The 5,223-nt window shown below is 59.5% G+C and carries 1 protein-coding gene; it reads right to left on the reverse strand.

From position 1 onward, the window contains the following. Window positions 1-344: 344 nt before the first annotated feature. A complete protein-coding gene (gltB, locus tag QZR21_RS07890; RefSeq protein ID WP_296974775.1) occupies window positions 345-4,895 on the reverse strand; it encodes a glutamate synthase large subunit in 4,551 nt (1,516 codons plus the stop codon). Window positions 4,896-5,223: the final 328 nt, after the last annotated feature.

The raw sequence follows: 5,223 nt of genomic DNA on the forward strand, positions 1-5,223 counted from the left end.
TCTCAACTCTCAACTCTTTCTTTCGTGCCTTGAGCGGAACAGCCGCTTCGCGGCGGTTTTCAGGTGGATGGACTCCCGTGCGAACGGGCGGGGGCTTCCAGCTGCTAGCAGCTAGAAAAGCTGGTTAGGCCCTTTGGGCCCAATCCCATCAGTTTCCATCAGCTAACCCCAGCCCCGTGGGCAGCCCCTTCCCGAGGAAGGGGCCTACTGCAGAGGCAATTGTCTGTTTTGGGGTTAGAGTCGTCAGGATTCCCACTGCGGCGAAGCCGCGATTGACCCAGCTACCAGATACCAGCCACTAGCTACTTTACCACACCGCAGCCGCGGGGCCTCAAATCTCAAATCTATTTTTTTAACTTCTCCTCGAACGCCTCTTTTTCTGCTTCTTCCCGGGTCTTTCCTTTTTTCATGAGCTCGTGAATTCTATTTTCCATGGCTTCGTAGTCCCTTGGAATGACTTTGGTGATTCTGGGGAGGAAGCGGCTCCACTGGGCCAGGATTTCTTCCGCCCTTTCGCTCCGGGTGCAGATGTAGTGTTCTTCGATGAGGTGCTTTACGTCTTCCTCTTCCTTCGGGTCCGTGAGGGGCAGGGTGTGGACCATTTCCTTATTGAGGAGTCCTTTTTCCAGGTCCACCACGTAGGCGGTGCCGCCGGACATGCCAGCTGCCAGGTTTTTGCCGGTTTTCCCGAGGATCACCACTTTGCCGCCGGTCATATATTCCAGGCCGTGGTTTCCGACCCCTTCCACCACCACCGTGGCGCCGCTGTTCCGTACGCAGAACCGTTCTCCCGCCCGGCCGGAGACGAAGGCTTTGCCACCGGTGGCGCCGAAGAAGGCCACGTTGCCGATGATCACGTTATCCTCTGCCCGGAAGGAGGCATTTTTCGGCGGGTAAATGATGATTTTGCCGCCGGAAAGGCCTTTTCCTGTGTAGTCGTTGGCATCCCCTTCCAGAGTGAGGGTGAGGCCCTTCGGGATGAAGGCGCCGAAGCTCTGGCCTGCGGAACCTACGAAGGAGAGGCGGATGGTATCTTCCGGAAGCCCCTCTTCCCCGTAGCGCCTGGAAATCTCGCTGCCCACGATGGTGCCGGTGACGCGGTTTGTATTTTTGATGAAGAGCTTTGCCCGGACCGGCTTCTTTTCTTCCAGCGCCGGTTTGCACATGCGCACCAGCTTCGCCATGTCCAGGGTCTTTTCGATGTCATGGACCTGGGGGATCACGAAATGGTGGCCCACGGTGCTGTCGGTGTAGGGCCGGTAGAGGAGGGCGTCCAGGTTCAGGGTGTCGGCCTTCGGATTTCCGGTGAGTCCCTTCTGCTTCAGCCGATCGCTCCGTCCCACCATGTCTTCCAGGGTATGGAAGCCCAGGCGGGCCATGATTTCCCGGAGGTCCTCCGCCACGAAGTGCATGAAATTCACGATGTACTCTGGTTTCCCGGTGAACCGCTTCCGGAGTTTTTCGTCCTGGGTGCAGATGCCGAAGGGGCAGGTATTCTTATTGCACACCCGGAACATCTGGCAGCCAATGGCGATGAGGGGTCCCGTGCAGAAGCTGAACTGCTCCGCCCCCAGGAGGGCCGCCATGGCCACGTCCCGGCCGGTGAGGAGTTTCCCGTCCACTTCCAGGTGCACCCGGTCCCGGAGGCGGTTCATGAGGAGCACCTGCTGCACTTCGGAGAGCCCCACTTCCCAGGGGAGCCCTGCATGGCGCATGCTCGTCCGGGGAGAGGCGCCGGTGCCGCCGTCGTAGCCGCTGATGGTGATGCCGTCGGCTTTCGCCTTCACCACGCCGGCGGCGATGGTGCCGATGCCGCTTCCTGCGGTGAGCTTCACATTGATTTCGGCCCGGGGATTGGCATTCTTCAGGTCAAAGACCAGTTCCGCCAGATCCTCGATGGAGTACACGTCATGATGGGGCGGCGGGGAAATGAGGGATACCCCCGGCGTGGACCGGCGGGTGCGGGCGATGGCAGGATCCACCTTGCTCCCCGGCAGGTGTCCCCCTTCGCCGGGCTTGGCGCCCTGGGCGCACTTGATCTGGATTTCTTTCCCATGGACCAGATAATTCCCGGTGACCCCGAACCGGGCGGTGGAGACCTGCTTGATTTCATCGTTCACGCTGCTGCCGTCGGGGCGGAGCGCAAACCGCTCATCGTCTTCCCCGCCTTCGCCGGTGTTGCTGCGGCTGCCCAGGGAATTCATGGCCTTTGCGATACATTCATGGGCTTCTTTGCTGAGGGCGCCGTAGCTCATGGCGCCGGTGCGGAAGTGGTGGATAATAGAGTCCGCGCTTTCCACTTCTTCGATGGGGATGCTGCAGCCGGCGGGGCTGGTGAAGTCCAAGAGGTCCCGGAGCCGGATGAGGGGCTCATTCACCTTCTTCGCATAGACCTTGTAAAGCTCATAGCTCCCGGTGCGGCAGGCCTGCTGCAGGAGCCGGATGGCCTCAGCCGTAAGGATATGGGGTTCGTCTCCGTTTCTCCGGTACTTGAAGACATCCCCGGAGAAGAGGCCCTTCTTCGGACCGTAGGCTTCTTCGTGGCGCCGCCGGTTCTCTTCCTCCATTTCCAGAAGGCCGATGCCACCGACAGGAGACGCCGTGCCGCCGAAACAGGTATCCGCCACTTCTTTGCCGATGCCCACAGCCTCGAAAATCTGGGCGCCATGGTAGCTCTTCACCGTGGAAATCCCCATTTTCGACATGACCGAGAGAATGCCGTTCACCGCGGCATTGAGGTAACTCTCCCGGGCTTCTTCGGCGCTCTTCTTCCCGAGCCGCCCTTTCTCCGCCAGGTCCGACACCGTATCCAGGGCCAGATAGGGGTTGATGGCGGTGACGCCATAGCCGATGAGGGTGCAGAAATGGTGCACCTCCCGGGGCTCCCCGGATTCCAGGATAATGCCCACGTCAGGCCGCACCTTCTCCCGGATGAGGAAATTGTGGAGTCCTGCGGAGGCGAGAAGGGCCGGAATGGCCACATGGTCCCGGTCTATGCCCCTATCGGACAGGATGAGGATGTTGCTGCCCTTCTTCACCGCCGCCAGGGCTTCGTCGAAGAGATGGTGCAATGCCTTTTCCATTTCTCCCCGGCCCTCGGCGGGATAGAGGAGGGACAGCACGGCAGGACGGATGCGGGGATCCGAAAGGTGCTTCACCGCCGCCATTTCTTCATTCGTCAGAAGGGGCCGGTCCATGGAGAGGGCAGCAGTGCCCTTCTCGTCGGGGTCCATGATGTTTGCCATGTTCCCCACGTACACCGTGGCGGAGGTGACGATTTTTTCCCGGATGGCGTCGATGGGAGGATTCGTGACCTGTGCGAAGTTCTGCTGGAAATAGTCATAGAGGAGCCTCGGCCGCTCGGAGAGTACGGGAAGCGGCGAATCCATGCCCATGGCTCCCACCGGGTCTTTCCCCGTATCCGCCATGAGAATCATGATATCCCGCATGTCTTCCTGGGTGTAACCGAAGCCCTTCTGCTCTTCCAGCAGGTTCTCCGGCGTCTTTTCTTCCACCTTTTCCTTCGGCAGGTCCGACAGGTCCACCATGTGCTCCTCGCACCACTGGCCGTAGGGGTGGGCGGAGGCCATGGCGTGTTTGATTTCTTCGTCCGGCACGATGCGCTGCTGGGAGGTATCGATGAGGAAAATCTTTCCCGGTTCCAGGCGGCCCTTGTAGAGGACCTCCTTCTGGTCCACCGGCACCGCCCCCACTTCGGAGGACAGGATGACCCGGTCATCCTTCATCACGTAGTACCGGGCCGGCCGGAGGCCGTTCCTGTCCAGCATACCGCCGATGTGGATGCCGTCGCAGAAACAGATGGCCGCCGGACCGTCCCAGGGTTCCATCATAAAGTTGTGGTACCGGTAGAAATCCTTCTTCTCCCGGCTCATGGAATCGTCCTTTTCCCAGGGTTCCGGAATCATGACCATCATGGCGTGGGCCAGGGAATGGCCGGCCATGTGGAGGTATTCGAGGCAGTTGTCGAACATGGCGGAGTCGCTGCCCGTGTCATCCACCACGGGGAATACCTTCGAAAGTTCCGGGTAGTCCGAAGGCCGGGACTTGCTTTCCCGGGCGTTCAGCCAGTTGATATTGCCCCGGATGGTGTTGATTTCCCCATTGTGCACGATGTACCGGTTCGGATGGGCCCTGGCCCAGCTGGGGAAGGTATTCGTGCTGAACCGGGAATGGACGAGGGCCATGGAGGTCTTGTAGTCCAGGTCCGACAGGTCCAGGTAGAAATGGCGCATCTGGTCGCTGGTGAGCATGCCCTTGTACACGATGGTCCGGGAGGACAGGCTGGCAATGTAGAAGTCGGTCCCCATGCCGGCGGAGAGGGGGATGATTTTCTTTTCCGCCAGCCGCCGGATGATGTAGAGCTTCCGCTCGAAATCCATGGGTTCCGTGATGGCGGGGTCCTTCCCGATGAAGACCTGGAGGAAATGGGGACGGATCCGCTTCGCCTCTTCCCCGATGAGGCTCTCGTCGATGGGGACTTCCCGCCAGCCGAGGACGGTCTGCCCCTCTTCCTTTACGATTTCCTCGAAAATCCGCTTCTGTTCTTCCCGGAAATTTTCGTAGCGGTGGGCAAAAATCATACCCACCCCGTACTCCCCTTCCGGAGGGAGGTGAAATCCCAGGACCTCGCACTCCCGCTGGAAGAATTCGTGAGGAATCTGGGTAAGGATGCCGGCGCCGTCGCCACTCTTCCGGTCTGCCCCCTCGCCGCCCCGGTGCTTCAGGTTCTCCAGAATTTTCAGGGCATCATCCACGATGCCGTAGGACCGCTGTCCTTTGATATTTGCCACAAATCCGATGCCGCAGGCATCATGCTCATTCCTCGGGTCATAGAGACCCTGGGCCTTCGGTAAATCTCTCCATACTTTTCCCATACTCCAACGCCTCCCGTGAAGACAAAAAGCCGGACAGGCAGTCAAAAAAAGACCGTCTGTCCGGCATCGGACTTTCTGTAGTTGTGAGATTTATTATAGCACTGCAGTAAGGAAAAGGATAGATGAATTTTGGGAGTTTACCGTTTTGTGTCATAGCCTTGAGCGGAACAGCCGCTCCGCGGCGGTTTTCAAGTGGCTGAGGGGCGTGCAGACGGGCGGGAGCTTCCAGCTGCTGGCTGTTAGCAGCTAGAAAAGCTGATTAGGCCCTTTGGGCCCAATCCCATCAGTTTCCATTAGCTAACCCCAGCCCGTTGGGCAGCCCCTTCCC

Origin of the sequence: uncultured Dialister sp., assembly GCF_900541605.1 — a bacterium.
Taxonomy (GTDB): domain Bacteria; phylum Bacillota; class Negativicutes; order Veillonellales; family Dialisteraceae; genus Dialister.